Annotated in this window: 23 protein-coding genes and 1 other RNA gene; 12 read left to right on the top strand and 12 right to left on the bottom strand. The window is 52.2% G+C overall.

What is annotated here, in order from left to right; all coding sequences use genetic code 11:
• The first annotated feature begins 18 nt into the window (after positions 1-18).
• The 5 genes from gap to eno all read left to right on the top strand — a co-directional run bounded on the left by gap (position 19) and on the right by eno (position 6,043).
• Positions 19-1,023, top strand: coding sequence for a type I glyceraldehyde-3-phosphate dehydrogenase (gene gap / locus NSQ24_RS23180; RefSeq protein WP_003392565.1), 1,005 nt, complete (start codon positions 19-21; stop codon positions 1,021-1,023).
• A gap of 104 nt (positions 1,024-1,127) precedes the next feature.
• Positions 1,128-2,312, top strand: coding sequence for a phosphoglycerate kinase (locus NSQ24_RS23175; RefSeq protein WP_024984610.1), 1,185 nt, complete (start codon positions 1,128-1,130; stop codon positions 2,310-2,312).
• A gap of 14 nt (positions 2,313-2,326) precedes the next feature.
• Entirely contained in the window at positions 2,327-3,079 is a 753-nt protein-coding gene (tpiA, locus tag NSQ24_RS23170; RefSeq protein ID WP_024984609.1) for a triose-phosphate isomerase, read from the top strand.
• 12 nt (positions 3,080-3,091) lie between these two features.
• Positions 3,092-4,633 (top strand): 2,3-bisphosphoglycerate-independent phosphoglycerate mutase, encoded by a 1,542-nt coding sequence (gpmI, locus tag NSQ24_RS23165; protein WP_122958727.1) that lies wholly within the window; start codon positions 3,092-3,094, stop codon positions 4,631-4,633.
• Positions 4,634-4,756: 123 nt separating this feature from the next.
• A complete protein-coding gene (gene eno / locus NSQ24_RS23160) occupies positions 4,757-6,043 on the top strand; it encodes a phosphopyruvate hydratase (RefSeq protein WP_003392575.1) in 1,287 nt (428 codons plus the stop codon).
• A gap of 407 nt (positions 6,044-6,450) precedes the next feature.
• Here the strand turns inward: eno and NSQ24_RS23155 are convergent, their stop codons facing one another.
• From NSQ24_RS23155 to NSQ24_RS23140, 4 genes are all read right to left on the bottom strand, one after another.
• A complete protein-coding gene (locus tag NSQ24_RS23155; protein ID WP_003392578.1) occupies positions 6,451-6,657 on the bottom strand; it encodes a DUF4083 family protein in 207 nt (68 codons plus the stop codon).
• A 182-nt stretch (positions 6,658-6,839) separates the two neighbouring features.
• The gene (locus NSQ24_RS23150; RefSeq protein ID WP_003392580.1) at positions 6,840-7,697 is read right to left on the bottom strand and encodes an ABC transporter ATP-binding protein; all 858 of its coding nucleotides are present in this window, start codon (positions 7,695-7,697) and stop codon (positions 6,840-6,842) included.
• A 20-nt stretch (positions 7,698-7,717) separates the two neighbouring features.
• Entirely contained in the window at positions 7,718-8,755 is a 1,038-nt protein-coding gene (locus NSQ24_RS23145) for an iron ABC transporter permease (protein WP_024984607.1), read from the bottom strand.
• Positions 8,752-9,762, bottom strand: coding sequence for an iron ABC transporter permease (locus NSQ24_RS23140; protein WP_003392585.1), 1,011 nt, complete (start codon positions 9,760-9,762; stop codon positions 8,752-8,754). The genes NSQ24_RS23145 and NSQ24_RS23140 overlap by 4 nt, the downstream gene beginning before the upstream one ends.
• A 217-nt stretch (positions 9,763-9,979) precedes the next feature.
• Here NSQ24_RS23140 and NSQ24_RS23135 point away from each other — a divergent pair, with 217 nt between their 5' ends.
• The gene (locus NSQ24_RS23135; RefSeq protein ID WP_024984605.1) at positions 9,980-10,993 is read left to right on the top strand and encodes an iron-siderophore ABC transporter substrate-binding protein; all 1,014 of its coding nucleotides are present in this window, start codon (positions 9,980-9,982) and stop codon (positions 10,991-10,993) included.
• 227 nt (positions 10,994-11,220) lie between these two features.
• Positions 11,221-11,451, top strand: coding sequence for a hypothetical protein (locus NSQ24_RS23130; protein ID WP_141334244.1), 231 nt, complete (start codon positions 11,221-11,223; stop codon positions 11,449-11,451).
• A 175-nt stretch (positions 11,452-11,626) separates the two neighbouring features.
• Here the strand turns inward: NSQ24_RS23130 and NSQ24_RS23125 are convergent, their stop codons facing one another.
• The 5 genes from NSQ24_RS23125 to NSQ24_RS23105 all read right to left on the bottom strand — a co-directional run bounded on the left by NSQ24_RS23125 (position 11,627) and on the right by NSQ24_RS23105 (position 16,243).
• Positions 11,627-12,988: a YjgB family protein gene (locus NSQ24_RS23125; RefSeq protein ID WP_243014780.1), complete on the bottom strand. Its 1,362-nt coding sequence runs from the start codon at positions 12,986-12,988 to the stop codon at positions 11,627-11,629.
• Positions 12,969-13,502, bottom strand: coding sequence for an RNA polymerase sigma factor (locus NSQ24_RS23120; RefSeq protein ID WP_024984602.1), 534 nt, complete (start codon positions 13,500-13,502; stop codon positions 12,969-12,971). The genes NSQ24_RS23125 and NSQ24_RS23120 overlap by 20 nt, the downstream gene beginning before the upstream one ends.
• 743 nt (positions 13,503-14,245) lie before the next feature.
• Positions 14,246-14,992, bottom strand: coding sequence for an iron export ABC transporter permease subunit FetB (fetB, locus tag NSQ24_RS23115; protein ID WP_171506761.1), 747 nt, complete (start codon positions 14,990-14,992; stop codon positions 14,246-14,248).
• Positions 14,980-15,738 (bottom strand): ATP-binding cassette domain-containing protein, encoded by a 759-nt coding sequence (locus NSQ24_RS23110; RefSeq protein ID WP_003392600.1) that lies wholly within the window; start codon positions 15,736-15,738, stop codon positions 14,980-14,982. The genes fetB and NSQ24_RS23110 overlap by 13 nt, the downstream gene beginning before the upstream one ends.
• 109 nt (positions 15,739-15,847) lie before the next feature.
• A complete protein-coding gene (locus NSQ24_RS23105; protein ID WP_003392602.1) occupies positions 15,848-16,243 on the bottom strand; it encodes a YqzM family protein in 396 nt (131 codons plus the stop codon).
• A 321-nt stretch (positions 16,244-16,564) separates the two neighbouring features.
• On the opposite strand from NSQ24_RS23105, the gene secG reads away from it, so the two are divergent.
• The 3 genes from secG to smpB all read left to right on the top strand — a co-directional run bounded on the left by secG (position 16,565) and on the right by smpB (position 20,204).
• Positions 16,565-16,807, top strand: coding sequence for a preprotein translocase subunit SecG (gene secG, locus NSQ24_RS23100; RefSeq protein ID WP_003392604.1), 243 nt, complete (start codon positions 16,565-16,567; stop codon positions 16,805-16,807).
• Positions 16,808-16,940: 133 nt separating this feature from the next.
• Positions 16,941-19,415, top strand: a complete 2,475-nt coding sequence (gene rnr, locus NSQ24_RS23095) for a ribonuclease R (RefSeq protein WP_024984600.1) — start codon at positions 16,941-16,943, stop codon at positions 19,413-19,415.
• 315 nt (positions 19,416-19,730) lie between these two features.
• Positions 19,731-20,204: an SsrA-binding protein SmpB gene (gene smpB / locus NSQ24_RS23090; RefSeq protein ID WP_003392607.1), complete on the top strand. Its 474-nt coding sequence runs from the start codon at positions 19,731-19,733 to the stop codon at positions 20,202-20,204.
• Positions 20,205-20,434: 230 nt separating this feature from the next.
• Here smpB and NSQ24_RS23085 read toward each other — a convergent pair whose 3' ends face one another.
• Positions 20,435-20,647, bottom strand: coding sequence for a hypothetical protein (locus tag NSQ24_RS23085; RefSeq protein WP_081787845.1), 213 nt, complete (start codon positions 20,645-20,647; stop codon positions 20,435-20,437).
• 3 nt (positions 20,648-20,650) lie between these two features.
• Here NSQ24_RS23085 and ssrA point away from each other — a divergent pair.
• Positions 20,651-21,005: a transfer-messenger RNA gene (gene ssrA / locus NSQ24_RS23080) on the top strand.
• A gap of 328 nt (positions 21,006-21,333) precedes the next feature.
• Positions 21,334-23,280, top strand: coding sequence for an ATP-binding protein (locus tag NSQ24_RS23075; protein ID WP_339166692.1), 1,947 nt, complete (start codon positions 21,334-21,336; stop codon positions 23,278-23,280).
• Between the two features lie 301 nt (positions 23,281-23,581).
• Here the strand turns inward: NSQ24_RS23075 and NSQ24_RS23070 are convergent, their stop codons facing one another.
• Both NSQ24_RS23070 and NSQ24_RS23065 read right to left on the bottom strand, forming a co-directional pair.
• The gene (locus tag NSQ24_RS23070; RefSeq protein ID WP_003392968.1) at positions 23,582-24,352 is read right to left on the bottom strand and encodes a hypothetical protein; all 771 of its coding nucleotides are present in this window, start codon (positions 24,350-24,352) and stop codon (positions 23,582-23,584) included.
• Positions 24,349-25,497: a hypothetical protein gene (locus NSQ24_RS23065; RefSeq protein ID WP_003392965.1), complete on the bottom strand. Its 1,149-nt coding sequence runs from the start codon at positions 25,495-25,497 to the stop codon at positions 24,349-24,351. The genes NSQ24_RS23070 and NSQ24_RS23065 overlap by 4 nt, the downstream gene beginning before the upstream one ends.
• Between the last annotated feature and the right edge of the window lie 96 nt (positions 25,498-25,593).

Raw genomic sequence — 25,593 nt, 5'->3', positions numbered from 1 at the left:
GAGCAGGAGGTATTTTTTATGGTAAAAGTAGGGATTAACGGATTTGGACGTATCGGCCGCAATGTATTCCGTGCAGCACTGAACAACCCGAACGTGGAAATCGTGGCGGTCAACGACCTGACAGACGCCGCTACGCTGGCTCACCTGTTGAAATACGATTCGGTACATGGCGTGCTTCCGGTTGAAGTCGAAGCGCATGAAAATACACTGGTCGTAGACGGCAAGGAAATCAAGGTACTGGCTGAACGCGACCCGGCTGCTCTGAAATGGGCGGACTACGGCGTAGAGATCGTCGTCGAATCTACCGGCCGTTTCACCAAGCGCGAGGACGCTGCGAAACATCTGGAGGGCGGCGCGAAAAAAGTGATCATTTCCGCACCGGCTACAAACGAAGACATCACGATTGTTATGGGTGTAAACGAAGACAAATACGATGCAGAGAAGCACACTGTCATCTCCAACGCCTCCTGCACGACCAACTGTCTGGCTCCGTTTGCCAAAGTGCTGAATGAGAAGTTCGGAATCGTTCGCGGTCTGATGACGACTGTTCACTCCTACACCAACGACCAGCAAATCCTCGACCTGCCGCACAAAGACCTGCGTCGCGCCCGTGCAGCAGCCGAAAACATCATTCCGACGTCTACAGGAGCGGCAAAGGCGGTTGCGCTGGTGCTGCCTGAGCTGAAGGGCAAGCTGAACGGCTTCGCGATGCGTGTACCGACTCCAAACGTCTCTGTCGTGGACCTGGTAGTCGAGCTGAAGCAAGACGTAACGGTAGACGAAGTAAACGGCGTACTGAAGGAAGCCGCTGAAGGACCGCTGAAAGGCATTCTCGGCTATTCCGAAAAACCGCTCGTTTCTTCCGACTACAACGGCAACCCGGATTCCTCCACAATCGATGCGCTCTCTACGATGGTGCTCGAAGGCAACATGGTGAAGGTAGTCTCCTGGTACGACAACGAGTGGGGCTATTCCAACCGCGTCGTAGACCTCTGCCATTTTGTTGCACAGCGCGGCTTGTAACACGTAAAATAGAACTGTTGTGAAAAAGGGAGAGTAGCCTCTCCCTTTTCCCATATGGGGATGTTACTATTTTCGGGAAGCCATTCTACTGGGGAGGATCGTTCATGAACAAGAAGTCTATCCGCGATACAGATCTGGCAGGAAAACGGGTCTTTTGCCGCGTCGATTTCAACGTGCCGATGCAGGACGGCGTGATTACGGATGATACACGGATTCGCGCTGCCGTGCCGACGATTCGGTTTTTGCGGGACGCAGGGGCCAAGGTGATTCTGGCCAGCCACTTCGGCCGTCCAAAGGGACAAGTAGTCGAAGAGATGAGACTGACTCCGGTCGCGCAGCATTTGTCCGGGCTTTTGGGAACAGAAGTAAAGAAGCTGAATGATTCTGTCGGTCCGGAGGTGGAAGCAGCAGTTGCAGGAATGCAAAACGGCGACGTCATCCTGTTGGAAAACGTCCGCTTCCATGCCGGCGAGGAAAAGAACGACCCAGAGTTGGCGAAAAGCTTTGCGCAGTTGGCTGACCTGTTTGTCAATGACGCTTTTGGCGCCGCTCACCGGGCTCATGCGTCCACGGCAGGCATTGCAGATTACATACCGGCCGTAGCCGGGCTTTTAATGGAAAAGGAAATCCGCTTCCTCGGCGGCGCGCTGTCCCGTCCAGAGCGGCCATTTACAGCCATCGTCGGCGGGGCGAAGGTGAAGGATAAAATCGCCGTGATTGAAAATCTGCTTACGAAAGTAGACCATTTGATCATTGGCGGGGGAATGGCGAATACGTTCCTCAAAGCGCAGGGCTACGGAATCGGCGCATCCCTTTGCGAGGATGACAAGCTGGACTTGGCTCGCACGCTGATGGAGCAAGCGAGAGAACGCGGCGTACAGCTGCTGATGCCGGTCGACGTAGTGGTCGCGGATCGGTTTGCCGCAGACGCAGACAAGCAGACCGTTTCCATCGATGCCATTCCGGAAGGCTGGATGGCGCTGGACATCGGGCCGAAAACAGTCGAGCTGTATCGCAAGGTCATCGTCGACTCCAAGACCGTCGTCTGGAACGGACCGATGGGCGTATTCGAAATGGACGCGTTTGCCAGCGGTACGATTGGCGTAGCCAAAGCAATGGAAGCATGTCAGGGCACGACGATTATCGGCGGCGGCGATTCCGTGGCAGCTGTCGAGAAAGCGGGCGTAGCCGAGCACATGACGCATATTTCTACCGGCGGCGGCGCATCCCTGGAGTTCATGGAAGGCAAAGAGCTCCCGGGCGTGGCCGTTTTGCAGGATAACGAATAGGAGGGAGATTCCTCTTGAGAACCCCGATAGTGGCAGGAAACTGGAAAATGTTTAAAACGATTGCGGAGGCGAAGCAATTCGCCGAAGCTGTAAAACAGCGGGATGCTGTAGCAGGCGTGGAGCAAGTAGTCTGCGCGCCGTTTACGGCACTGGCGGCATTGGCCGAAGCGTTGAAAGGGACAGAGGTGGCCCTTGGCGCACAAAACATGCATTTTGAGGAGCAGGGCGCATTTACGGGAGAAATCAGCCCGCTGATGCTGAAGGAAATCGGCGTCCGCTATGTGATCATTGGACACTCGGAGCGCCGCCAGTACTTTAACGAAACAGACGAGAGCGTGAACAAGAAGACGCTGGCAGCCCTGAAGCACGGCCTGCGTCCGATCGTCTGCGTCGGAGAGAGCCTGGAGGAGCGGGAAGCAGGCAAAACGGCCGAAGTCGTTCGCAAACAGACGGAAGCCGCTTTGACAGACGTTACCCCGGATCAGCTCGCAGACGTAGTCATCGCCTATGAGCCGATCTGGGCGATTGGAACGGGCAAGTCCTCGACGGCAGCGGATGCCAACGAAACCATTGCGATTATCCGCAGCGTGATTGCCGAGCGCTTCGGGCAGCAGGAAGCCGATAAAGTCCGCATTCAGTACGGCGGAAGCGTAAAGCCGGAGAACATCGGCGGCTATATGGCCGAAAAGGACATCGACGGCGCGTTGGTAGGCGGCGCAAGCTTGACGGCAGACAGCTTTTTTGCGTTGGTCAAAGGCGCCAAATAAGGAGGGAACACCATGACACAACGTCCGAAACCGGTAGCCCTGATCATTTTGGACGGATTCGCCCTGCGGGAGGAGACGTACGGAAACGCCGTGGCGCAGTCCAAAAAGCCCAATTTTGACCGCTACTGGAATCAGTACCCGCATGCAACCCTTCAGGCGAGCGGACTGGCTGTCGGCCTGCCGGAAGGGCAGATGGGCAACTCCGAGGTCGGCCACCTGAACATCGGTGCCGGACGGGTTGTTTATCAGGATCTGACCCGGATCACGAAGTCCATCCAGGAAGGCGACTTTTTTGAGAACGAAACCTTGGTGGGCGCGTTCGAGCACGCCAGGCAAAACGGCAAGCAGGTGCACTTGTTCGGACTTTTGTCCGACGGCGGTGTGCACAGCCACATCAACCACCTGTTTGCGATTTTGGAGCTGGCGAAAAAGCAGGACGTGGACCGCGTCTTCATTCACGGCTTTTTGGACGGTCGCGACGTGGCCCCGGACAGTGCGGTTCGCTACATTGAAGAGCTGCAGCAAAAGATCGAGCAAATCGGCGTAGGCCGCATCGCGACGGTGCAGGGCCGCTATTACGCGATGGATCGGGACAAGCGCTGGGAGCGGATCGAAAAGGCGTACCGCGCCATGGTGTACGGAGATGCCCCAGCCTATACCGACCCGATCAAGGCCGTAAAAGAATCGTATGAGAAGTCGATCATGGATGAATTCGTCATGCCGACGGTGATCACGGACGATCAGGGCAAGCCTGTTTCCACGATCCAGAACGGCGATTCGATCATCTTCTTCAACTTCCGTCCGGACCGCGCGATCCAGATCTCGCAGGCGTTTACCAACGAGGACTTCCGCGGATTTGACCGCGGGGAAGGTCGTCCGCGCGACCTGTACTTTGTCTGCCTGACTCATTTTTCCGAGTCGGTCGACGGGTATGTGGCCTACAAGCCGGCCAATCTGGACAATACGCTGGGCGAGGTGCTTTCCCAGAACGGCTTGAAGCAGCTTCGCATCGCCGAGACGGAAAAGTACCCGCATGTCACGTTCTTTTTCAGCGGCGGCCGCGAGCAGGAATTCCCGGGCGAGACCCGCATCCTGATCCCGTCCCCGAAGGTAGCGACGTACGATCTCCAGCCGGAGATGAGCGCACCGGAAGTCACGGAGGCGGTCGTGAAAGAGATCGAGGCGGAGAATTTTGACGCCATCATTCTCAACTTTGCCAACTGCGACATGGTTGGCCACTCGGGCAAGATGGAGCCGACGATCAAGGCGGTCGAGACGGTAGATGCCTGCCTCGGAAAAGTGGTGGACGCTATCATCGCCAAAGGCGGTGTCGCCATCATCACAGCCGATCACGGCAACGCCGATCTGATGCTCGATGAGGCGGGACGTCCGATCACCTCGCACAGCACGTACCCGGTACCTGTCATTGTCACGCGCGAAGGCCTGACGCTGCGGGAAGACGGCATTTTGGCCGATTTGTCCCCGACGATGCTCCAGCTTCTGGGTGTAGAACAGCCTCCAGAGATGACAGGCAAGCCATTGACTGTGAAATAAACTTGCCGGGAAAAATATTTTGCAAAACGAAGAGCTTGACCGAATGATGTTCAAATAGGTATGAATGTATGTGTAACGGAATTGGTTATACATGAAAAGCGATCATAAGGAGATGGATGGCAAATGGCGATGATTACCGATGTTTATGCACGCGAAATCATGGACTCTCGCGGAAATCCGACAGTAGAAGTGGAAGTGTATCTGGAAGACGGCTCGATGGGCCGTGCTGCAGTGCCATCCGGTGCTTCTACGGGTGCATACGAGGCTGTTGAGCTGCGCGATGGAGACAAATCCCGCTACCTCGGCAAAGGCGTTTTGAAAGCCGTCGAAAACGTAAACGAGATTATCGCTCCTGAGCTGATCGGCATGGATGCCATGGATCAAGTCGGTATCGACATGGCAATGATCCAGCTAGACGGAACTCCGAACAAAGCGAAGCTGGGCGCAAACGCAATCCTCGGCGTATCGATGGCTGTCGCTCGCGCGGCTGCTGAATCTCTCGGCGTTTCCCTGTACAACTATCTGGGCGGCTTCAACGCAAAGACACTGCCCGTGCCGATGATGAACATCCTCAACGGCGGCAAGCACGCGGACAACACCGTCGACATTCAGGAATTCATGGTGATGCCGGTAGGCGCTCCGTCCTTCAAGGAAGCGCTGCGCACCGGAGCAGAGATTTTCCACTCCCTGAAAAAGGTATTGAATGAAAAAGGCCTGAGCACCGCTGTGGGCGACGAGGGCGGCTTCGCGCCAAACCTGAAATCCAACGAAGAAGCGATTACCACGATCCTGGAAGCGATCAAAAATGCAGGCTACGAGCCGGGCAAGGACGTCTTCCTCGCACTGGACGTGGCCGCTACCGAAATGTACAAGGACGGCAGCTACCACTTTGAAGGCGAAGGCGTCGTGAAGAGCACAGACGAAATGATCGCTTTCTACGAGGATCTGGTAAGCAAATACCCGATCATCTCCATCGAGGACGGCCTGTCCGAGGACGACTGGGATGGCTGGAAAAAGCTGACTGACCGTCTGGGCGGAAAAGTGCAGCTCGTCGGCGACGACCTGTTCGTGACCAACACCGAGCGTCTGGCGCGCGGCATCGAGTCTTCCACAGGAAACTCCATCCTGGTGAAAGTAAACCAGATCGGTACCCTGACCGAAACCTTCGACGCCATCGAAATGGCGAAACGCGCAGGCTACACAGCCGTCATCTCGCACCGTTCCGGCGAAACCGAGGATTCCACCATCTCCGATATCGCTGTGGCGACCAACGCGGGTCAAATCAAAACCGGCGCTCCGTCCCGTACCGACCGTGTGGCGAAGTACAACCAATTGCTGCGCATCGAAGACGAGCTGGGCGATACCGCTCGCTTTGGCGGCCGTGCTGCTTTTTACAACTTGAAGAAGTAAGGGCTGCGGTCCTTCAGGCAACTTGAAGAAGTAAGGGCTGCGAGCTTTGTTGCAACTCGAAAGAAGTAAGGGTTGCTTTCCTGCAGTCTTTTGAAAAGAGCTTTCTCCTTGAACAGGAGGAAGCTCTTTTTATGTGATGGGGGAGGCCCGTTATTTCTCAAAGAAGGGGGAATTGGCTTTTATCGAGACTATTGGCAACAGGCGATGGACGATTCGGAAACGAATGAACGGTTGTGCGGAGAAATAGTCAAAAGGGGTTTGGAGTATGAAGACTTCAGGAATGGTTGATCTCTTGAGATTTAAAAAATCCGGTGCTCCCGTATAGTGACGGCAGAAACATCGGATTTTCTTTTCGGATGCGAACATGAAAAAAATTTTACGCAGGCAGCAGCAGTCGCCAGCGGGAATCATTTGTTCTGATCGCGGTCTTCCTTGCGCTCCTGGAGTTCGATCAGCCGATCGAGCTTCTCTTCGATTTGTTTCAGCCCGTCGCTGCCCGTGCTCGAATTTTGGAGAAGCTTGCGGATAAAGGCTGCAAGGGAGATGACAAAGAGTATGAGCAGTATGACGACAACCGACATAAGAATGAGACCGGGGATGCCGATACTGTGCAAGGGTAGCAGCTCCTTTCAGTGGGTATATAGGAAGGATTCTCCATTTTACATAGTTTTCCTTGTACTTTCAGAAAGTTTACCCAGACTAAATCAAGCAGGCATAAAAAAGGCTCCGCCGTAATACAGCGAAGCCTTACTTATTTTGACAGTCATTGTCGTTCGTTACTCAGGTGATTCACTGATTAGGCGTGTACCGCGATTTTTTGCTCTTCCTTTTCTGTATTGGCACCTGAACCCGCAGTTGCACCAGCACCCAGACGGCTTTTGCTGAAAGGAATGCACATCGGCGTGTCGTAGATCGGATCCCGGGTGATCTGGCACTCCATCTGGAAGACGTGCCGGACGAGCTCCTCGTTCATGACGTCATGAGGATTTCCCTCGGCAAATACGCTCTGGTTGTGCACGGCCACGATGTGATGAGCGTAGCGGCAGGCGAGGTTCAAATCGTGCAGCACCATGACAATCGTCCGCTGCTCGGTCTGGTTGAGATCGTAGAGCAAATCAAGAATTTCAATCTGATGGGACATGTCCAGATAGGTGGTTGGTTCGTCCAGCAGGATCGTTTCTGTTCCCTGCGCCAGTGTCATGGCGATCCATGCGCGCTGGCGCTGGCCGCCGGAGAGCGAATCAACGGCACGGTCGGCCAAAGCGGTAAGCTGCGTCGCCTCCAATGCTTTGACGACCATCTTCTCGTCCTCTTCGGACCATTGCTGCAGCCAGCTTTGATGGGGATAGCGGCCTTGTTTGACCAGCTGCAGGACCGTCAGTCCCTCAGGAGCGACCGGGCCTTGGGGCAGGATGGCGAGCCGTTTGGCCACTTCCTTGGTAGGCCGTTTGGCGATCGCTTCGCCGTCCAGCAGGATCGCGCCTTCCTTTGGCTTCAGCAGCCGAGCGAGCGAACGCAGAAGCGTGGACTTCCCGCAGCCGTTGCTGCCGATAAAGACAGTAATCTTTCCCCGCGGAATGGTCAAATCAAGCGACTCGATAATATTCCGTTCCCCATACGACAAAGTGAGTTGACGGGTCTCCAGAGCATGCACGCTGATCCGTCTCCTTTCATTTAGCGATTTCGGTTTCTGTACAGCAGGTAAATGAAAAACGGTGCACCGACGGCGGAAGTGAACACGCCGACCGGAACGTCGATAGGTGTAAACGCCATGCGGGCGATTAAATCAGCAATCAAGACGATCAGTGCCCCGATAAAGGCGGAAAGGGGCAGTGCGCTGCCAAATGACGGCCCGATCAGCTGCTTGGCAATATGCGGAGCCAGGAGAGCGACGAAGCCGATCTCACCGCCTACGGAGACCGCTGTACCGGTCAAAGCTGCGCAGATCAGAAGCAGGAAAAAGCGGTCCCGCTGCACCGTGCTTCCGACGCTCATGGAAATATCGTCGCCCAGCTGTTGGATGTTGACCCGTCTGGCCATCAGCGCCGCGAGAAGCAGCAGCCCGATTGTCCAGGGGAGAATCATCCGCGCGTCTGCCCAGGACACCCCGTAAATACTGCCGGTCAGCCAAAGAATGGCTTTGTTTTGCAACAGGAACGGGCTGAACATGATCAGCATGGTGACGACGGCACTTGCGGCGATTTTGATCCCCACGCCAATCAGGACGAGGCGGAGCGGTGTCACCCCCTTTTTCCAGGCGAGAGCGTACAGCAGGAACATGATCAGTGTTGCCCCGAGAAACGCTACCGGCGGAAGCCACTTGATGCTCACCGTCTCAAAAAAGAGCAGGAATGCAACTGCGGCCACAGAAGCGCCGCCGGAAACACCGAGAATATCAGGGGCGGCCAGGGGATTGCGAACGACCCCCTGCATAATCGCACCGGCTCCGGCAAGGGAAGCGCCGACCAGCATGCCGACGACAACCCTCGGCATGCGAAACTGCTGAACGAGCAGGGTGTTTTGCTCGTCGCCCATGCCGATCAGCACCTTGAGGACGTCCAGCGGAGAGACCTTCATCTCTCCCATCCCCAGGCTGATCACCGCGACAGCCAACGTGGCGATGGCGGCGGCCACGGTCACCCATATCGATTTTCTGTGCAAATGAAAAGAAGACAAGCGCTTGCCGGGGCGCAGAGTCAGGTAGCCTTTCATCCTTTGTCCAGCCCCTTTCGTGCCACGTAGATGAAGAACGGAATGCCGATCAGGGCGGTCATCACGCCGATAGGCACTTCTGCGGGCTTGGCGACGAAACGCGCGCCGATATCGGCAGCAAGCAAGAGAGCCGCTCCCAACAGGCCGCTGTACAGCATCACCCAGCGCGTCTCAATCCCGACGAGAAAGCGGGCAAGATGTGGCGTGACCAATCCGACAAAGCCGATCGGACCGGCTACAGCGACAGAGCTGCCTGACAGCAGGACGATCGTAGCGCCTGCGGCCAGCTTCACCATCATCGTGCGTTGACCGAGGCCTTTTGCGACGTCGTCCCCCATCAGCAAGGTCTGGATGGGACGGGCCAGCAGGAAGGCGATGATCCAGGCGACAATCATATAAGGAAAGACTGCGGTCAAAAATTCCAGCTTTCGTCCGCCCACTGACCCGGAGAGCCAGAACAGCACCTCATCCACAGATTTTTCATTTAATACCATCATGCCGTGACGTGCGGAAGCAGCCAATGCGGTAATGGCGGCTCCGGCCAAGGTAAGCTTGACAGGCGTCATTCCGTCACGCCCGAGAGAACCGAGCAGGTAGACTACGACGCCGCTGACCGCAGACCCGAGAAAGGCGATCCATGTAAACTGCGTCAAAGAGCTGATGCCAAAGAAGGTGATGGCCACGACCACAAAGAAAGCGGCCCCTGCGTTTAGCCCGAACAGTTCGACATCGGCGATCGGATTGCGGGTCAGCGCTTGCAGCAGCGTACCTGCGATCCCCAGGCACATCCCTACGGCCAAGGCGTTGAGGACGCGGGGGACGCGCACCTCCTTGATGACGATATGTTCATTGGTACCGTTAAACTGTGTAAAGGCATCGATCGCTGTGTGCCAGCTTGTTTCCACGATGCCAAAAACAAGACTGGCGTAACTCAAGTACGCCAGAAGCAAGAGGAAGAATCCCACTCCCAAAATCTTTAAATAAGTATTGGATAGCAAAGCTTTCATAACAGGTTTTCATCCTTAGGTTGAGTTGTCTCGATCAATTGCGAACAGCGTATCCAATGATAAGTTTAGATGTAGGGATTTTTCTTGTCAATGATTTTGAGAGTCATTATCAATTTGTTGTTGACTTCCTCCCAGGCTTGGTTGTAGGATATTCAGTGTCAGTGATACACATTCTCATTCTCATTGATTCGAATACAACCCGAAGGGAGTCATCATCATGTTTCAACGTACATACAAGGGGACCAAAGGAAAGATGTTCTTTTCCGTTCTCATGGCTCTTCTGCTGATCGTCACCGGTTGCGGTGGCCAACAGGCGGAGCAAAAACCGGCAGACCAAACGCAGCCGGCTGGACAAACTACCGGCAATGCAAGCGGCGGCTCCGACAAGGAATATGTAGTGAAGCACGCTATGGGTGAAACGCCAATTAAAGGTACACCGCAACGCGTCGTCGTTTTGACTGCTCAAGGCGTCGAGACACTGGTGAAGCTTGGTGTGAAGCCGGTGGGCGCAGTTGGCTCCTTTACCGATCCGACTCAGTTTTATGAGCCGGTGAAGCCGCACCTGGAAGGCACTAAGGTTGTCGGTTCCGAATCCCAGCCAAACCTGGAAGCGATCATGGCGCTCAAACCTGATCTGATTCTCGGTATGAAATTCCGTCACGAAAAAATTTACGAGCAATTGAAAGCAATCGCTCCGACTGTATTCGTGGAAGAGCCGCGCGGCGACTGGAAAGAGAACTTCATGCTGTACGCGGAAGCATTGAACAAGAAAGCCGAGGGCGAGCAAGTCATTGCCGATTGGAACAAGCGTGTTGAAGACTTCAAGGTAAAAGCCGGGGACAAGCTGAATACAAAAGTATCGATCGTTCGCTTCATGCCTGGACGGGTACGCATTTACTACAAAGACACGTTCCTGGGAACCATTTTGAAAGACCTGGGCGTAGCCCGTCCTGCAAGCCAGGATCAAGACAAGTTTGCTGATGAGGTAACGAAAGAGCGCATTCCGGAAATGGACGGCGACATCATGTTCTACTTCTCCTACGAAACCGGTGATGGCCAGGCGAGCAAGCTGGAACAAGAGTGGACAAATGATTCGCTTTGGAAAAACCTGAATGTCGTGAAAAACAACAAAGCTTTCAAAGTGGATGACGTTGTCTGGAATACCTCCGGCGGTGTAATCTGCGCGAACATGGTTCTGGATGAGCTGGAGAAATACATTATCGGTCAGTAAACGTTTTATGAACAAAGAGATGGCACGGTGCATGCTGTGCCGTCTTTTTTGTTATCAAAGAGGAAGACAGCAGCTATACGGATATGTTTTCTGGCAGCTTATTTCTCGTTCACACAGGCGGACATGGGGAACGGAAGGATGAGTTTACAGAATATGCTAAAATATACGTTGAAAGCACGATTTACACCGTGATCGGAAGAAAACCCAAATTGGGCGAGGGAGTAAAGATGTCGCAGACGCGTTCCATATTCATCATCTGTATGGCTGGCATCATGATGATATTTGCATTCCTGGGATTATGGGAGTCGTATCAGCCTCATGTCGGTCCTGTCGGAAATGGTCCGAGCCATCAACGGATTTGGTCCTGGTTTATTTTGCAGTTCCTCATCGCCGGATGTTTTCTTGCTACGGGCATACTCGGTTTGCGTGCGAGCAGAAAAGAGAGGGAGAAAGAGTAAGGAAACAGAGTTAGAGCAGATTGAGCTAAAGCAAACGATACCTTTGGGGAAGACGGTTTGCTAGAAAAACACAGTGCTAGGCTGTCTTGCTGTTTTACAGAACACTCTGAAACATCTTGCAAAGAAGCCGCTCCCCGTAAACCCGGGAAGCGGCTTTTTTGCAAAGAGTCTCTCGTTATTGCGCCATCATGTTGACAGCACCTTTCGGATAAACGATATTCACATGATCGACAAGCAATGTTTTTGCGTTTTGACCGTTCGCCGTTCCGGAGAACACGAATTTCAATTCGTACTTGCTATTTACCTTGTAAGTGTAAATCGTTTGGCCAGACACATCGGCGGAAACGTCAGGCTTGCCGAGGGCAGATGTTACATCGGAGAGCGACAGCTCCTGCAAGCGGGTGTCATAGCTGCGAATATCGACAAGCTGCATTCCCTTGTTAAAGCCGAATACGACACCTTGCGTCCGGTAGCTGGCATACGTAACACCGTTAACCCCGCCCAGCCTGTCGGCCTTGCCCCAGTCCTTTTCCACGGTGTCCAAGACGCTGGTTTCTACAGGGTATTCCACGCCGTACAGTCGGCCTTCTTTGGCGAGATCGCGGATGCTTTGCACCAGCTCTGGCGTGGTAACGGCCTGCATCAGATTGACGGTTCCGCGAGGGTAAAACACATCGGTGCGGACTGCACGAAGTTCGTTTTTGCCGTTATCTTCTCCTTGGTAGACAATCTTTAGCTGGTATTTGTCTGTGACGTTGTAGATATGAATCGTCTGGCCAGCGAACAGGATGGCGCGGTCCGGCTCCCCGAGCACACGAGTCACGTCTGCCATGGACAGGTAGTGAGGCTGGGAGCCCTTGCTGCCTATATTGCCGATCTCCCAGTTGCCGTATACCCGGCGGATATCGACGATTTGCATGCCCTTGTTGTACCCAAGGATGACCCCTTTGTTCTTGTAGGTCGCGTACGTAATGCCATTGGCGTAATCAGTACGGTCTGGCTTGCCCCAAGACTGCTCGACCTCGTCAAACATGGATGTTTCCAACGTTAGTTTTTGGTCGTATGATTGTCCGCGGACGGCTTTCTCCTTCATGGAAAGAATCACGTCTTTAATGGTGCGGTTCAGGTCTGCTTCCTTGTCGCTGGATGCGATCGGAGCACCTTCGCCTGAGCCAATCTCTCCTCCCGTGCCGTTCGGTCCTCCTGTTCCCTGGGACACGCCCTCCTGATGGGAACTTCCGGCGGGCTGCTGATTGGGGAGCTGGACAGTCGGATCAAGTGTCGCTGATTGATTCCACGTTATCAATTGACTCCCGAGCCACACTGTGGCAGCCAGCAAAGAAAAGGCGGCTGCTGTTCTGCCCAGCGTCGCCAGGCGGTACGAGCTTTTTTGTCCGTGGCGTGAGCTTCTTTTTCCGATAGGGGTATCTGTTTCGCGAATGGCGGTCATAATCTTCTCCTTTTGTTGCTCAGTGAGTGTGATGTCGGGCAGATTTCGCAAATCGTCCAACCAATGTTCATCGTGCTTTGACGGCATCTCCGAATCCTCCCTTTTCCCTGAATTGCCATATGCCTTTCATCGCCTTTAAGGCCCGGTGGTAGGTGACATTTACTTTGCTTTCGCTCCATTGCAAAATGTCGGCCGTTTCCCTGGCAGACAGCTCTTTGATGCCGCGGAGGATCAACACCTCGCGGAAAGCGGGCTTCAACTGCTGGAGGGACCGATAGAGCTCGTGCTGTTCCTCGTGAAGGTCCAGCCATTCCTCCGGTGTTTTTCGCTCGTCGCGGACGTCTTGCAGCCAACTGTCGGGCAGCCATTTGCGCAAACGCTGTTTTCGCCGGTGGTCGATGGCGGTGTTGCGGGCGATCGACAGCAGCCAGGTTTTGGGCTGGGCTCTGCCTTCAAACAGGTCCAGTGCTTGCAGGGCCTTGATAAAGACCTCCTGGACCAAATCCTCCACATCAGCGGTGCCTGTGTAGTACACGAGAAACTTGTATATCTCGTCACCGTAGCGCAGGAACCATTGTTCGATGAGTGCTTTCTTGTCCACGTGTTCCCCACCTTTTACGGTTGTTGTCTGTGTAATTGGACGGTGCAGCTTTTTAAATCTTACAGTTTTTTTGAAGAAAATTTTTGGCATCTTCAGATTTTGCCTCTTTGCCTTGCCGCAGCTTTCCTCTGATTTGGCATAGATCGGGCTTTGGCGGAGGAGATGAAAAAGGAGAAAATGCTCAGGGTACGGTGGGACACTCTCTGGGGGTGAACTGTCCGGCTCCCGTTCAAAAGGGAAACCGCGTCCAAAAGCAGCATGTTCAGGAAGGGTCTCAGAGTTGGACGCTAAAAGCGTGTTCCCCTTTTGAACGGGAGCCTGAGCGGGTGTCCCAAAGACCTTCGCATTTTCTCCTTTTTCATCTCTACAGCTGTTCCGTAAGTCGGCAAAGCAAAGAAAAGAGGGCTGGGGAGAAGGGGACGGAATATTTAAATCTTGCTTTCTTAGGATTGGTGATTATTTGGGAATGTATCAAGCGACTTTCTTTTGAGTGATTTGTGGGGTCCAATGGATGGGCAAATGGTTGAAAAGAAACGAGAAATGAATGTTGAGATTCTTAAACAGTTAGATGAGTATGAGGCACAAGCGGTTCGAATGATTGCACAGGATACCGGAATTGATCTCTCGGTGCTCGAATTACATTTTTCATAAAGGAAAAAGGCTGCACGTGGCGGCAGCCTTTGCTTAGAAAAGAAGTGGTAGTAAACAAGAGGCATCGATTTTTAGTGGGAGGAGTCACACCCTCACGGCCTCAGCATAGACTCACGTGTAAACCACGAGGAATAGGCGAGTGCGCTGATCAGGGCGGCAGAGATGGCCGCGGACGAGGAAAAGGCGAACATGATCAGGATTTGGTAGCGAACGGCTTCCAATGGGTTGGCTCCGGCGATGATCATCCCGGTCATCGTACCGGGCAGTTGGACCAGGCCGATGGTTTTCATTGTGTCAAAGGTGGGGATCATGCTTGCTTTTACCGCTCGTTTCAACACGCCGTGAATGGCCTGCTTTTTGTTTGCGCCCAGGCAGAGCAGGGCTTCGATTTCCCCGCGGGCAGTCTCCGTCTCGCGCTTCATGTGGCTGAGGAACAGGCCGGCGACGATCATCGAATTTCCGATAATCATGCCTGTGATCGGGATCAAATACTGGGGCGTCGGTTTGATCAGACCGAGCACAAGCAGCAGACTCATCGTCAGCGTTGCGGTCACGGTCAAGGAAGCGGCGACCCGCCACAAAATTCCCGGAAGGCCATCGCCGCGCCGGGATGCGTTCCAGGAGGCTACGCCAATCATCATGGCGATTACCAGCGCCTGGTAGATTGGATGGTCGGTGTGAAAGACGAATTGCAAAACGTAGCCGATCGCCAGCAGCTGTACGGCACAGCGTACCGTCCCGATGGCAATTTCCTTTTCCAGACCGAGCTTTTGCCACATGGAGAGGAGCAGGGCGATGACGACAAAGGTAAAGGAAAACCACAGACTCATGGAAGACATGGGGCATCCTCCTTTTGAACAAGATGGGCGGATAAAAATTCTTGAGCCTCCTGTGTCTGCGGTCCTTCAAAGAAGCGATCGGCCGGGGAGTCTTCGAGCAGACGGCCACCCGCCAAAAACCAGATCCGCTGGCCGACCGCTCGCGCTTGCTCCCAGTCGTGCGTGATCCACAGCAGGGTAGTGCCTTCGCGGCGATGCAGGTCTACGAGAAGTTCTTCTGTAGCCCGCTTGCTGATGGTGTCCAGAGAAGCTGTCACCTCATCCAGCAAGAGTACCGTTGGATGCAGGAGAAGAGAACGGACCAGTGCGACACGCTGCCGTTCGCCTCCGGAGAGCTGCGCCGCCTGCTTGCTCCAGTCCATCTCGCCGAGACCTACGGCTTCCATCCAGGTCCGGGCCAGCTCAGTCTCGAAAGGCCGCTTGTGCAAACGGCTGACCGCTCTCAGATTGTCTTCGACGCTGCCAGGCAGCATGACCGGCTGCTGAGCGACGTAGCTTACGGACATTCTCCATTTTTCCGGGCCCCACTCCGTTGGGGTTTTGCCCAAATGCCGAATCGTCCCGTCATCTGCCGTGTCCAAAAGTCCGAGCAGGCGGAGAAGTGTGCTTTTGCCTTGCCCCGATTTCCCCATGATCAGCGTAATCTCAGGCGAAGCAATGTCGACAGTGATATCGGAAAACAGCCAAGTATGCTGCTGTGTCGGGAGCTGTTTGCCCAGATGTTCCAGGCTCAGAACGCTGGCCATGATGATTCCTCCTCAAAGAGGTCTTCCAATGAATAGTCGGCAAAAACGAGAAAAACACCGAAGACATGCTTGCTTCGGTGTTTTGTCAGGTGGCAGGATGACTTATGTACTATTTATGTTCGGACAGCCACTGTGCAACCGCTTGAATCTCCGGTTGTTTCTTCAGAAGGCCAGGAGGCATGCCGCCTTTACCTTCTTTAATGATCTTTGCGATTTCGTCGGCACTGTACTTGCTGCCAACCTGTGTCAGAGCCGGTGCTGCGATACCTTCAAGGTTTTGGCCGTGACAGGAGGAGCAGTTTTGTTTGAACACGGTTGGCGCGTCGATGGTAGCAGTCGGTGCCTCTCCACCATTTGCCTGTTCTCCGTGTTGTGGTGGGAAAATAGCAGAACCTACAAGTGCGATGAGGAATACAAGAAACAAGATGCCAAACGAAGCAAAAAAGGCCTTCGCGGAATCAATTACGTCGTTTTGATTCATGTCTTTTTTGTTCGAACCAGCCATCTGACAAAGACCTCCTAAGGCGAGTATAGCAGTACACATGCAATTTTACGGCAAAATCGTGACACATGCAAGGAAACGAGAAAACAGACAAAGAAAGTACACAATTATTAATAGAAACAATCAAATCAGGAAAGCATGTTGATGATCATCCCTGTTTGTGATAAAGTAGTGATGCTGGTCTTTATTTAGTTGTCGCTGCTGCGGCATATAAATTGAGAAAAACCGGACACGCTTACCCAAAAGGCTTAGCAACATTCTCCTATAGAATGTTCATCTATTGCAATTCTTACGCCTTGGAAATATGTCTTGAGGTGAATAAACATGGCATTGGCAGCAAAAATTTTGCTTATAATCGCAAGTATCGGCTTGATTATTGTCGTCCTGCTTCAATCTGGCAAAAGTGCCGGCCTTTCTGGCGCGATTGGCGGCGGCGCGGAACAACTGATGGGCAAACAAAAAGCCCGCGGGATTGACGCATTGCTCGGAAAGCTGACTGTTATCTTTGCAGTGGCATTCATGGTGTTTGCCATCCTGCTCGGGTACTTCTTGAAAAGCGGAGCATAAAGTACGATTTGTCGAAGACAGCAAGGCTACCTTGCTGTCTTTTTCTCTATTTGGTTTGCCGTGAGCGCGAGCGGCGAATACTACATAGTAAGAGAGCTGGCGAGACACGTATTCGCGGCAGAGGAGGGTAAATATGAAAGAACAAGATATACTCGCGTTCATGAGGGAGCAGGCGTACCACCCGATGACGGTGGCAGAGCTGGAGGCCGCTTTCGGGATCACGGATTCCGACGACTTCAAAGAACTGGTCAAAACACTGAACCAGTTGGAGGATAGCGGGGAGATCATCCGGACGAGGACCAATCGTTACGGCGTGCCTGAAAAAATGAATCTGATCCGGGGGAAACTGCAAAATCATCCCAAAGGTTTTGGGTTTGTCATAACCGAAACGCCAGATCAGGACGATATTTATGTCCACGCCAACGACATGAATGGCGCCCTGCACGGGGACACCGTCCTGGTGCGAATGGAAAAAATAAGCGGGGGCAACCGCGCGGAGGGCAGGATTATCCGCGTGGTGGAGCGGGGCATCACCGAAGTAGTGGGGACGTTTCAGGATGAGAACCATTACGCCTTTGTCATCCCGGACGAAAAGCGGATCGGGAAGGATATTTTTATTCCGAAAGAGGCGTACAACGGAGCAGTGGACGGCCACAAGGTTGTGGTGAAAATCGTCCGTTACCCGGAGGGGCGCGTCAATCCCGAGGGTGAAGTAGTCGAGATTCTGGGCCATAAAAACGATCCGGGCGTAGACATTCTGTCCATCATTCGCAAGTTTGGACTGCCAGAGGCTTTCCCGGCGGATGTCATCGCCGAAGCGGAAGCGGCTCCGGACCAAATTTCCGAAGAGGAGATCAAGGGAAGACGCGATCTGCGCGACCGCATGATGGTCACCATCGACGGAGCGGATGCCAAGGACCTGGACGACGCTGTTTCCGTAGAGGTTTTGCCCAATGGCAACTACCGGCTCGGCGTCCATATCGCCGACGTCAGCTACTACGTCCGGGAAAATTCGGCGCTCGATCAGGAAGCGTATCGCCGCGGCACGAGCGTCTACCTCGTAGACCGGGTCATTCCCATGCTGCCCCATCGCTTGTCCAACGGCATTTGCAGCCTGAATCCAAAGGTCGACCGCTTGACGATCAGCTGCGACATGGAGATGGACGCCGGGGCCAACGTCGTCAAATACGACATTTTCCTGAGCGTGATCCGCACCAACGAACGGATGACCTACTCGGATATCCGCAAAATTCTCGAGGACAATGATGAGGAGCTCATCGCCAAATACGAGGAGCTCGTCCCGATGTTCCGCAAGATGGAAGAGCTCGCCCGCAAGCTCCGGGCGAAGCGAATGGCTCGTGGCGCGATCGACTTCGATTTCCGAGAGGCCAAAATTTACGTCAACGAAGAGGGCACCCCGACAGACATCGGGTTCCGGGTGCGCTCCATCGCGGAGAGCATCATCGAGGAATTCATGCTGGCAGCCAACGAAACGGTAGCCGAGCATTTTCACTGGCTGAAGCAGCCGTTTATTTACCGGGTTCACGAAGATCCGAAAGAAGAGAAGCTGCAGGCCTTTATGGAGTTCATCACCAACTTTGGCTACTCCGTTCGCGGAAAGGGCAATACGGTCCATCCGCGTGCGCTGCAGCAGCTTTTGGAGGAAGTGAAAGGGACGCCGGAAGAGGTCATCATCAGTACGGTTATGCTGCGCTCGATGAAGCAAGCGCGCTACGACGCGGAAAGCTTGGGCCACTACGGCCTTGCGACGGACTTTTACACGCACTTCACGTCCCCGATCCGCCGCTATCCGGACCTCATTGTCCACCGCAGAATCCGCGAGTCGCTGGAAGGAGATCTGTCCGAGAAGCGGCTGGCGCATTGGCAGGAGCAAATGCCGCTCATCGCCGAGCATTCGTCGCAGCGCGAGCGTCTGGCTGTGGATGCCGAGCGCGAGACGGACGACCTGAAAAAGGCGGAATACATGCTGGAGCGTGTCGGCGAGGAGTTCGAGGGCGTCATTTCGGGCGTCACTTCGTTCGGGATATTCGTCGAGCTGCCCAATACCATCGAGGGCTTGGTCCACGTCAGCTTTTTGACCGACGACTACTACCATTACCACGAAAAAGCGTACGCGCTCATCGGTGAGCGGACAGGCAAGCAGTTCCGCATCGGCGACGTGGTGCAGGTACGGGTCTCCAACGTCAACGTCGACGAGCGCGCCATCGACTTTGAAATCGTCGGGATGAAAAAGTCGGGCGGCTTCCGCGGCCGCGAGCGCGGACCCAAGGTCATCGACGGCAGAGGCGGACAGCGTGCGGGCAGAAAATCAAAGCAGGAGCGCTCTGCAAAGCAAAAGACGGAAACGAAGCGAGAGCTGCACCCGGCTGCTTTCCGCAAGAAGCTCAAGGAGCGCGGGCAAAAGACCTATCGGCAAAACGCAAATCCGCAGGCAGACCTGGAAGGGGCTGGCGAGGTTGTCCCGCTGGGAGGTGCCGAAGGAGAGCAAGGCGCTCCGCGTGAAAAAGCATTCTGGGAGGACTTTGTCCGTTCCAAGAAAAAGAAGCGTAAAAATATAGCAGGCCAGGCGAAGAGGAAACGGCGGTAAAGCACCGCTGTTTCTTTGTTTGCTGGGCTGTAGAAGTAACTCGAAATACTTGAAAGCAGTTAGCAGCAGTTTAAAGAAGTTAAAAGCAATTAAAAGCAGTTAAAAGAGGTCAAACCGTTAAAAGCAGTTAAAAGCAGTTAAAAGCACTCAAAGGCTCAAAACTGCTCAATGGCTGAAAATCGCTCAAAACCGCTCGAATCTCTTAAAGCCACTCAAAGCAGCAGTCAGAAGGAATGGGTATTGCTGTATTAAGTGTTTTTTGCTATACTAACAGATACCATATTTTTTCATCCGGTACCAAGCGAGGTGATCTCCATGTCAAAACCGAAAACAGGTGTTAAAACGCTGGCTCAAAACCGCAAAGCGCGCCACGACTACCATATCGAGGAAGTCTACGAAGCAGGCATCGCCCTGACGGGGACGGAGATCAAATCCGTGAGGGCCGGACGCATACAGCTCAAGGACAGCTTTGCCCGCATCCAAAATGGCGAGCTGCTGTTGTACAACGTGCACATCAGCCCGTACGACCAGGGCAACCGCTTCAACCACGAGCCGGAGCGGACGCGCAAGCTGCTGCTGCACCGTCTGGAAATCCTCAAGCTGAACAGCCTCACCCGGGAACGCGGCTATTCGCTCGTGCCGCTCAGCATTTACCTCAAGGGCGGCTGGGCCAAGGTAGAGCTGGCGCTGGTCAAAGGGAAGAAGAACTACGACAAGCGCGAGGATTTGAAGAAGAAGGATGCTGCGCGTGAAGTGGAGCGTGCGCTGCGGGAGCGGCAGAAGGTGTAGGAAGCTGGTAAGGCAGGCAGTATTGCGGGGCAGCGGGAGGACCGTCTGGGTTTATACTGCAGCGGGTCGGGCCATAGGAACGCGGCTCTTGCCTGAAAGGCCGATGCAACACTGGCTGTGTCTCATGTAAGCCAGCCAAGCTGGCGCACACTGCCAAGGCTGCCACCAATATGGCGTTGAGAACGGTATCGATCATATGCTATAGTAAGAGAGCAATGAGTGATGCCAAATCAAACGTCTGGGTGTGGAACCGTTACCGTTTTCGCCTGGGCTTTTTTTATCTCGGCAAAGCTTGGCAAAGCGAGGCTCTTGCTGTTAGACAATGAGCTTCTGACGGTAAAACGAATCGTTTCCAAGCTGTAAAGTAATTCGTAACAGAAGGCTCTCATTGCCTTTTTGACAACCATCGTCGCTTGCCTAATCGGCGGCGCGATCTTTTCCATCCTGGGGGCGTTCTGGATTCGACGGGGATGGTAGAGCATAAGAAGCGAGCCGGGGGGTTGCGGACCTCGTCATCAACGCAAACGCCATTAACTGGCAACAAACAACTTTCTCTCGCTGCTTAATAACCAGTGAGGCGCTACCATTCCATCGCCCATGTGGCATGACTAGCGCTCAACTTTAGTGGGATACGCCGGAGGTCTCCGCCTGGGGCCAAAGGAAGAAGATCAATCAGGCTAGGTTACGGGTCAGCGCGTCACTCCGCGAATCCGTCGCCGAAATGTAAATGAGTGACTGCGCTCGGAGATGCTTATGTATCGCTGTTTTCGGACGGGGGTTCGAATCCCCCCGCCTCCACCAATATCATGAGAGAGAGTACCGCATGAGGTGCTCTTTTTGCGTTTTTAGGGGAGTTTTGTGGGGTTCGTGGAGGTTTCAAATCGTTGGGACATCTGGGGTTGTTGGACATGCTGGTTATGAATAGCGAGACAGTCTCTCATGATGTACATTGACTACCGCAACTTATATAAGAGAGGTACATAACTGATTTTTTACTTACATCGATTTATTCCCCGTAGATGAAGTTGAGATTGTTAGATTGTTACTTAAAATGTCTTGCTTCTGGTGGAAGGTGTTGGAAGGTATGTATCGAAGTAAATGTTATCTAAGGTGAGGAAAGGGGATTCCTATGCATGACCAATATCTCCAAGGATCTTTTTTTGAAGAAGATTATTTAATTCGGACGCTTGGCTCTCTAGCCACACAACCTGATATTGCATTAACCGAATTAGTTGCTAACGCTTGGGATGCAGGGGCCTCAAGAGTTGAAATAACCATACCTACAGAGTTATTTGGAGAAATCATAGTGGAAGATGACGGCACAGGTTTAACACCCGAGATGTTCCGTAAACGATGGATGACGTTAGGCTACAATCGTTTAAAGTATCAAGGGGAACAGGTGGAGTTTCCACCAGGCCGAGTTGACACGTTCCGAAAAGCATACGGCAGAAACGGCGTTGGAAGGCACGGGATGTTATGTTTTGCAAATCGGTATACTGTTCAAACTTGTAGAGATGGGATCGGAGCAAACTTTATTGTATCTGTTGATAGCGGAAAAGACCCATTCACCTTAATCAGTGAAGAAACTTTTCCGTGTGAATCTCATGGCACGAGGTTGATGGCTAAAGTAGAAAGAAACTTGCCTAACATAGAAGAAATCAGGGAGATATTGTCTGCAAGGTTTTTACATAATCCACAATTTCAAGTTATCGTTAATGGGAAATATATTGATTTAACCCAGCACAGAGGCTTAATCGAGCATACTCATATACAAATAAATGACAGAGTTACTCTTGAACTGTTTGTTATTGATTCAACAAAGATGTCAAAGAATATGAAGCAACATGGTGTTGCCTTCTGGGTTGGGAATAGGTTAGTGGGAGAACCAAGTTGGTATCTCGGTGAGTTTACTTTAGCTGACGGAAGAACGGCCTTCGCGAGGAGACATACCATTGTTGCTAAATCAGACGATTTGTATAATGAAGTACTCCCGGATTGGTCAGCATTTAAAAAATCTGCTTTGATGGACAATGTTTACAAAGCGATATCAAGCTATATTGAAACCATTTACCGTCGAATCATGAGGGACAGGATAGTGGAAACAAAGAGATCTGTGCTTTCTGAACACCGTGCAGAGCTCTCTAAATTACCGGCATTAGGAAAAGTTGAGGTATCAAACTTTATCGAAGAATTAACTAACACACACCCTACGATTCAACAAGATTTTTTATCTGCGGCAGTCAAAGCGGTTATTCAACTTGAAAAGACCAGAAGTGGAGTGAGTTTGTTACAAAAAATATCATGCTTATCAGAGGAAGATGTGGAAGGGCTTAACAGATTGCTGGAAGATTGGACAGTGAAGGATGCTTTAGCTGTTCTAGACGAAATTGATAAACGATTACTTGTTATTGAAGCATTGGAACGATTTTCGAGCGATCCAAACATTGATGAACTTAACACACTTCATCCGCTTGTAATTCAAGCAAGATGGTTATTTGGCCCAGAGTTCGATTCGCCATTGTATACGTCAAACGTATCTCTTACTAACGCTGTCCACCAGCTTTTTGGTAAGAAACCGAGTAAAGATTCGTTCGTTAATTCACGTAATCGACCTGACATTGTTGTAGTTGGCGATTCAAGTATAAGTGCTGTTTGCTCCGAGGAATTCTCTGATCACAGCAATGTGGTCACGATGAGAAGAATTTTGCTCATTGAGTTAAAAAAGGGCAAGTCTACAATAGGACGCGACGAATTAACTCAGGCAAACAATTATGTCGACGATTTGTTGAATTGCGGCTTATTAGACGGCGATCCGTATATAAACGCATATGTTGTAGGTCATCGTTTCGATAGTCGTATTGGTAACAGCCGTATTCGTAAGGTTGGTGACCCTGAAAAGGGAAGGATTGAGGTCATCACCTATAGTCAGTTGGTGAGAACCGCTCAACAACGACTTTTTAAATTAAAGAATGAATTGAATACAAGATACAAAGGACTTACGGATGAAACAATAGTCCAGAAAGTTCTCGATGAACCTGAACAGATGAATTTGTTTGAGGCAACGGAATCAGCATAACTGTGAAAGCCCAAACTATTGTCGCATGCCATGACATAATAATTGGGCGTAGTATTGGATAATTGGTTTTTTTCCCAGTCTGTACCTCACATCGGCCGCATTAATCTTGAAAAAACGCATAAAGATAAGGCGTTCCGGCGATAATCCTCTATATGCCGGACGCCTTCTCATTTCATATATCCAATTTTTCGAGGATTTGGTACATGGAAATGATTCGTATACTAAAAAAGTTTCAAAAAGAGGTACGCAACTACACCAATCACGATTGCGGCAAAGATTCCTCCTAATAAAATGCCCTGCATTAGCAGTTTGATGTTGGTTGCTTGTTCTGCATTTCCTTGATAAGTACAACTTGATCATAAAGAAGCTGGATGTGCGAGGCTGTGCGGGTATGCACACCTTTGGCCTTGTCCAGTTCATCAAGGATCTCGTTTATCACCTCAACATTTTGAGCGTGTTGCATTGCAAGTGTCAGTACTAACTTAATCGTCGTCTGCTGGGCGTATGTCAGGTCACGCATCAAAGCCAGCATCTCCCGTTGATTTGCACCGGTAACACCGCCCCATAAACGTCCAAGGAGTCCTTGATTCTCCATCTTGTCGATCCGATGTTCAATGGAGAGTAATTGGTTCAAAGAATCTCGTACGATAGACCGAACCTGCGATTGATCAATTAACCGTGGGTTCTGGTTGACCACCGCACTCACCTGCTGTTGAGTTGGGAGAGACGGTTGTACGTCCTTCACTGCACTACGTTCAGGTTTAGATACAACAGCAGGTGTTTTTTGAAAAAAATCAGCGATGTGATGGCGAATACTCATATCACGTTCCATTGCACCTAATTCACTTTCTGCTTTCTGGAAATCTGCCCACTTCTGGTCAATATATTCACGGTTCTTGGTTTTGAATGCTACATCCAATGCCTTGCTCGCTTTATAGAAGGCTTCCCTACGTTTCATGTACTCAATACGGATCGGATTCGTTCCTGTTGAGTGCTCAGGAGCTTCCGTTTCGACGGTTGCGGATACTTGCGGTTGACGGATGGAAGCAGAGTGGGGGTGTATGGTGCTCATTTATTACCTCCTAACAAACGAAGCTGCATTTCGTCGCACCGATCCAAAATCTCTTCGGCGTACTGGCTGTAATCGATTTGCATCATGGTACCATGTTGTCGCTCCAGTTTTGTGTAAATCTCATCCGCTTTCCATCGATCTTCTTCCATATCGTTGATGATGGAGACCGCCCGCTCCAGAACATAGGCGTTTACCTCAGACAGCTTTGCTATGTAGACCGATCCATGATGCAACAACTCTACATTGGCTTTCACCGCATTTGCTGTCTTCAAAACTTCTCCGAAAGTGCCTTCTCCAAAGGCGTTGTCAAGCAATCTGCGAAGCGTAAATCCGGTCACAAATCCAATGCCGTGTCCAATCAGTCCGCCTGGAATAAACAGCGTCAAACCGGCCAAAGCACCTCCGGCGATGCTCCCTTTCAACGCGTCTTTCCCCAGCCGCTCCTTCAGTTGCTCCCATGAGATTCGCCCGTTTTTGTACTGAATGCACTGGACGAGTCCTGATACCGTAACGGAGATTGCCGCTCCAATGGCCGCACTTCCGAGAAGTTTTTCCGTCACATCAACGGGAGTAAATCCTAAAGACAAATCCCCGTTCAATATCTTCTCTTTCAACGCTTCCGCCGAAGCCGCGTTGCTGTCGAGAGTGCCCATCACCTTTGTCGGATTCGGCAATCCCATCTCCTTGGCCCGGTCGATCAATTCTTGGGGGCCGACAAGTGTAATGTCGGGGCGGTAATGGTCGTTGTGCAGAAACTCTTTCAATGTCTGGTCGATGGTATCCGCCGAACGTAATGTCTTGACCTGATAGTTATTAATGACTTCACCGGTCAGACGATTAAACTCCACGACATCAATGCCGGGATTGTTACTGGTAACTCTGCCATCGACATTCCGCACAAAATCCGTTTTCGAGAACAGACTTCGCAGATCGCCTTGCATTTGACGAACGAAGTCTACTTCGCCCGCGATATCCCCTTGAAGGCGGTTCAACGCATTAGCCGCAGATTGATGATTCCCGTTCAAACGATCAACCAGCCAATCCCTCATGCCGCCAACCGTCTTGTAGGCTTCCATGTTCGGGAACTTTTGCTGAAGCAGTTCCGCTATTTTCCCGGACGAAATCATGTGTCCCTTCAAAGACATGCGGGATTCCCTTGGTTACAACTTCGTATGTTGGGATGGTCGTAGCAACATTGATAAAGGTAGTCAGATCATTTTTGGAAAGGTTGTAAGGCAGAT

This window comes from Brevibacillus sp. FSL L8-0520 (assembly GCF_037963895.1).
Lineage (GTDB): Bacteria > Bacillota > Bacilli > Brevibacillales > Brevibacillaceae > Brevibacillus > Brevibacillus borstelensis.
Note: the sequence above shows the minus strand (reverse complement) of the source record. Positions and strands in the feature narration are given on the sequence as shown.

Excerpts from the sequence above, each read along its gene's own strand:
- NSQ24_RS23070 (WP_003392968.1), bottom strand. The coding sequence starts at position 24,352 with ATGAGCACCATACACCCCCACTCTGCTTCCATCCGTCAACCGCAAGTA.
- NSQ24_RS23145 (WP_024984607.1), bottom strand. The coding sequence starts at position 8,755 with ATGAAAGGCTACCTGACTCTGCGCCCCGGCAAGCGCTTGTCTTCTTTT.
- NSQ24_RS23175 (WP_024984610.1), top strand. The coding sequence starts at position 1,128 with ATGAACAAGAAGTCTATCCGCGATACAGATCTGGCAGGAAAACGGGTC.
- NSQ24_RS23075 (WP_339166692.1), top strand. The coding sequence starts at position 21,334 with ATGCATGACCAATATCTCCAAGGATCTTTTTTTGAAGAAGATTATTTA.
- NSQ24_RS23125 (WP_243014780.1), bottom strand. The coding sequence starts at position 12,988 with ATGCCGTCAAAGCACGATGAACATTGGTTGGACGATTTGCGAAATCTG.
- NSQ24_RS23065 (WP_003392965.1), bottom strand. The coding sequence starts at position 25,497 with ATGTCTTTGAAGGGACACATGATTTCGTCCGGGAAAATAGCGGAACTG.
- gap (WP_003392565.1), top strand. The coding sequence starts at position 19 with ATGGTAAAAGTAGGGATTAACGGATTTGGACGTATCGGCCGCAATGTA.
- NSQ24_RS23140 (WP_003392585.1), bottom strand. The coding sequence starts at position 9,762 with ATGAAAGCTTTGCTATCCAATACTTATTTAAAGATTTTGGGAGTGGGA.
- NSQ24_RS23105 (WP_003392602.1), bottom strand. The coding sequence starts at position 16,243 with ATGGCTGGTTCGAACAAAAAAGACATGAATCAAAACGACGTAATTGAT.
- smpB (WP_003392607.1), top strand. The coding sequence starts at position 19,731 with ATGTCAAAACCGAAAACAGGTGTTAAAACGCTGGCTCAAAACCGCAAA.
- NSQ24_RS23130 (WP_141334244.1), top strand. The coding sequence starts at position 11,221 with ATGTCGCAGACGCGTTCCATATTCATCATCTGTATGGCTGGCATCATG.
- NSQ24_RS23085 (WP_081787845.1), bottom strand. The coding sequence starts at position 20,647 with ATGGAAAAGATCGCGCCGCCGATTAGGCAAGCGACGATGGTTGTCAAA.
- gpmI (WP_122958727.1), top strand. The coding sequence starts at position 3,092 with ATGACACAACGTCCGAAACCGGTAGCCCTGATCATTTTGGACGGATTC.
- NSQ24_RS23135 (WP_024984605.1), top strand. The coding sequence starts at position 9,980 with ATGTTTCAACGTACATACAAGGGGACCAAAGGAAAGATGTTCTTTTCC.
- secG (WP_003392604.1), top strand. The coding sequence starts at position 16,565 with ATGGCATTGGCAGCAAAAATTTTGCTTATAATCGCAAGTATCGGCTTG.
- rnr (WP_024984600.1), top strand. The coding sequence starts at position 16,941 with ATGAAAGAACAAGATATACTCGCGTTCATGAGGGAGCAGGCGTACCAC.
- eno (WP_003392575.1), top strand. The coding sequence starts at position 4,757 with ATGGCGATGATTACCGATGTTTATGCACGCGAAATCATGGACTCTCGC.
- NSQ24_RS23110 (WP_003392600.1), bottom strand. The coding sequence starts at position 15,738 with ATGGCCAGCGTTCTGAGCCTGGAACATCTGGGCAAACAGCTCCCGACA.
- fetB (WP_171506761.1), bottom strand. The coding sequence starts at position 14,992 with ATGTCTTCCATGAGTCTGTGGTTTTCCTTTACCTTTGTCGTCATCGCC.